3 protein-coding genes and 1 pseudogene are annotated in these 3,936 nt (G+C 30.5%); all 4 read left to right on the forward strand.

All coding sequences use genetic code 11. The features are described from left to right. The first annotated feature begins 199 nt into the window (after window positions 1-199). The 4 genes and pseudogenes from FY049_RS22055 (at window position 200) to FY049_RS22070 (ending at window position 3,331) form a co-directional block, all read left to right on the forward strand. Window positions 200-1,741, forward strand: a complete 1,542-nt coding sequence (locus FY049_RS22055; protein ID WP_446084411.1) for an AAA family ATPase — start codon at window positions 200-202, stop codon at window positions 1,739-1,741. Window positions 1,742-1,798: 57 nt separating this feature from the next. Beyond that, a pseudogene (locus FY049_RS22060) lies at window positions 1,799-1,951 on the forward strand (IS5/IS1182 family transposase); the annotation flags it as partial. 221 nt (window positions 1,952-2,172) lie between these two features. Next, window positions 2,173-2,592 carry a hypothetical protein gene (locus tag FY049_RS22065; RefSeq protein WP_446084412.1) on the forward strand — a complete coding sequence of 140 codons (420 nt, stop codon included), beginning with the start codon at window positions 2,173-2,175 and terminating at the stop codon, window positions 2,590-2,592. Window positions 2,593-2,596: 4 nt separating this feature from the next. Further along, window positions 2,597-3,331 (forward strand): hypothetical protein, encoded by a 735-nt coding sequence (locus FY049_RS22070; RefSeq protein ID WP_446084413.1) that lies wholly within the window; start codon window positions 2,597-2,599, stop codon window positions 3,329-3,331. The last annotated feature ends 605 nt before the right edge of the window (window positions 3,332-3,936 follow it).

Below are 3,936 nucleotides of genomic sequence, written 5' to 3' on the forward strand. Positions count from 1 at the left end.
ATAAAGACCAATTAAGAGTACGGTAAATTTTAGGACGAGGCTTATTCATTTGAAAATTATAGTGTGGAATCAGCCTTTAGAGATAGGTTTGTGCAACAAAGCCCTTTGGTAGTACAATTGTCTTACTATTCAAAGTAAATTTTGAATATAAATAAAAAATAATTATAGCGATTACTAAATAAAGATAGATTAGCTTTTTTTGAAAGTTGAAACAGTTTTAATTGCAAAGTATGAATTTATTGGGATAATGATCTTATCTATAAGTAACAATAATTTTATACAAATGAAGCCAACCTCAGAACAAGAAAAATCAATTGAATTAGCACTTACAGGTCAAACTTTCAAAATGACAGCTTATGCAGGTGCTGGAAAAACAAGTACTTTAAACTTTATTGGAAATACTTTGACTCATCAAAAGGGTTTGTATTTGGCATTTAATAAACCCATTGCAGAAGAAGCAGCTAAAAAATTTTCTGACAACATTGATTGTAAGACTTTTCATAGTATGGCTTTTCGCCAAACGCCTAAATTTATAACTGAAAAATTAAATTATACGCGGTTACTGCCACGTACGATGGCGATGATGTTCGATTTAAGAGATTATAGAATCCCTCTTCAAATTGATAATCAAAAATCTGAAACGTGTGACCCAAATGATCAAGGATTAATATTAACACGAGCCTTAGATTTATTTTGTCGGAGTACATCTGATGAAATAACTCACGATATGTTAATGAAGGCAATGCCGAAATGGGTAGATAAACAATTTTGTGGTGATCTTGCTGCTGGATTGGTTGATAAGGCAAATTCACTTTGGAAAATTTCTATTGATAACAGTAGTAAGATAAGAATTACGCATGACATTTATTTGAAATATTGGGCATTAAAAGATCCAGTCATTAATACGAAATTTATATTGTTTGATGAGGCTCAAGATGCCGATCCCATAATGTTGGATATATTGAAAAAACAGGCTACTCAGGTGATTTATGTAGGTGATAAACATCAACAAATATATGCTTTTCGGGGTGCGATTAATGCAATGCAGTCACTAGAAATTCCAGAAAAATTTCTAACAAAATCATTTAGATTTGGAGAGCCAATTGCAAATGTGGCAAATCATCTTTTGTTTAAGTTACTTGGTGAACGAGTACCTCTAATTGGAAATGAAAAAGTAAATTCTTATATTTCAGAAGTCCATGCTCCTTATGCACATTTAGCTAGAACAAATGCAGGAGCATTGAGTTCAGCCTTGAAATTGGTTTTAGATGGTTATAAACCAAAAATTAATTTGGATACCAAAATGCTATTAGAGCAAATTGAGGATGCTGATAAATTACAAAATAATAAAAAAGTTGAAAAGAAAAGTGATTTTTTTGGTTTTTTAAATTGGGCAGAGGTTCAGTCATATGTTGAGCAATTTCCAAATAGCGACTTAACACCTGTAGTTACTTTAATTGAAAATCATGGGACTTCTCATTTGGTTAATGTAATAACACAACTAAAACAAACAGATAATTATGATTGTTTTGTGAGTACTGCGCATAAGTCTAAAGGTTTAGAATTTCCGAAAGTTAAAATTGGCGATGATTTTTTTTGGAATGAAAAAAAAGAAGGCGTATTAATGAGCGATGCTGAAGTTAGATTGTTTTATGTGGCATGTACAAGAGCAATTAATGTTTTAGATATATCAATGATGGATAAGTTTTTTTCAAGGTTAAATGACTTACCATTATATTGATGAGGCTTTGTTGCACAAATCTACCATTGAATGGTTATTCAGAAATATAATTTCAACATGAGTAAGCCTAGACCTAAAACCTATCGTACAACTAATTGGTCTTCGTATAACTATGCCTTAATAAATCATGGAAATATCTCAATTTGGTTTCATCCCAACACTCAATGGTATGCCGAATTAAAAGGCAAACAAAGGAGAAGTCAAATCTACTAAGTGTCTTAAATTCTAGGAGTTAAAGTTAACTTTTTAATCCTTGTGTAATAAATATTTTGTGAAATAAATCGCGTGAATTTAATTTAATGTGCTTTTTAGTGCATATTTGGGTTGGGTATAATAATTTTTAATTCGAAAAATACTCGAAGTATAGCGATCAGTAAATTTTTTTAATGATTGGCTATTAAATTTAACAAGCCCTTAAGGGAAATTTTAAAATGAGAAAAGTAAGTAAAACTTTATTAGTTAGTTTTTTAATCAGTGGTTTTTTGGTTGCTTGTGGAGGAGGTGGTAGTGGTGATAACGTAAGTTCTTCTGGTTCTTCAAACAGTTCGGGATCATCATCTAACTCTGGTTCTTCATCAAATTCAGGTTCATCAAACAACTCTGGTTCAAGTAGTCAAACAATTACTGCAAGTTGTTCAACATTAGACAATGGAAAAACTTATTTAATTACAACAAGCGGATGTTTAGTGAATACTTCATCTAATGTTCAGACAGGGGTTTGTACTTCTGCTACTAATATTAAACTTTTAACAGGTTCTGGATTAACCAAGGATAAAGTTATCGCTCAAGGAAGTAGTTTTACTGGCGGTAGTGGCTTAACTATTAATGGTGTAAGTTATAAGTGTGCTTAATGAAATGAATTTAAAGGCAATTCTTGTTGGCCTGTTCTGTTTTGCTTCAGGCTATGGAATCGCTTTGTTGAATGCTGATGACGGATTAAATAATCCGTCTCAGCCATACAATGAAATTGATTCTAAAATATTAAGTGAAAATATAAATAAACCAATTCCAAACAGTCATGATGATCAATTTAATGCATTGATATCACAACCGAATGGGCATATTTTATCCCAAGCAACAATAGATAAAATAAAAATGGTACTCAAGCAAATGCCTGATCATGAGGTTGCACACTATTTGTCTAAAGCATTTCCTTTAAACAATTTTAGTTCTATTCAAAATAAAAAACAGTTTTCAGAAAGACTATTAGAAGAGTTATCTGATGAAGCTAGTGTTTCTAAAGAAGATATGCAAGGTAAACTTGTTTTGTCTAGAAATCTAAGTAATAACTTACAGTCTGAGAACATGTCCCAAATTTATAAGAATCAACAAATTGTTGCTCACTACGATACATTAGGGAAATTATCGAAAAGTGATCAAGTTTTTGTGAAATGGGTAAATAAGGACAGTGGTGAGGTATTACTATTTGCGCCGCAGCCTGTAAATCCTCAAAGTGATCAAAATTGGGTGAGTTATGCTCCACCAGATGGTTGGAAACCTGGTGAGTATGCAATTCAATATTATCAAGTTGATGATAAGTTAACCCCTATTGCTCAGGCGGATTATACGATTGGACAGGTATTGGATTAATTTAATTTTTGTATAAGAACACTTTTCATTGGCTTTTCTATTCGAGTGAGGTTATGGCGATAAGTTAGAGTTAAAGATAACTTATCTATTAATTTATCTAAGCGCAGTCAAAGTTAGCTAACTTTTCAGAACATTGCATAATTTAAATTTTAAAAAATTAGTAGGCTATAGTTCTAGTGCTAAATAGGAAACCAACCTGAGTTATTTTTCTTTAGATTAATTTTGTTTTTAATTAAAAATAAATATTGAAAATGTGATTCAATTAAACTAATATCAAATTACTGTTAGATATATCAAGTTTTATGTGCTCATGGTTTCCCCAAAACATGAGCATCTTTTTATTCCCTTTTATATACCTATGTTCTCCAATTCATAGGTATTTTTTTAAAGATCAGCATCCTAATTTTTTTAAATATAAAATGCACAAAACAAGTTCGCTTTGTATTTTAATTGCACCAAAAAGATTCATTTATTTAGTTATCTTAAATAGTATGAATGAAGTGACTAAGGTAAATAGAATTAAAAACAGTATTCATTAAAATAAAATATTTATATTTTAAATAGTTATCTTTTATTTTTTAACAATTGCAAAAAATAATTATCAA

Source organism: Acinetobacter sp. 1125_18A (genome assembly GCF_052824985.1).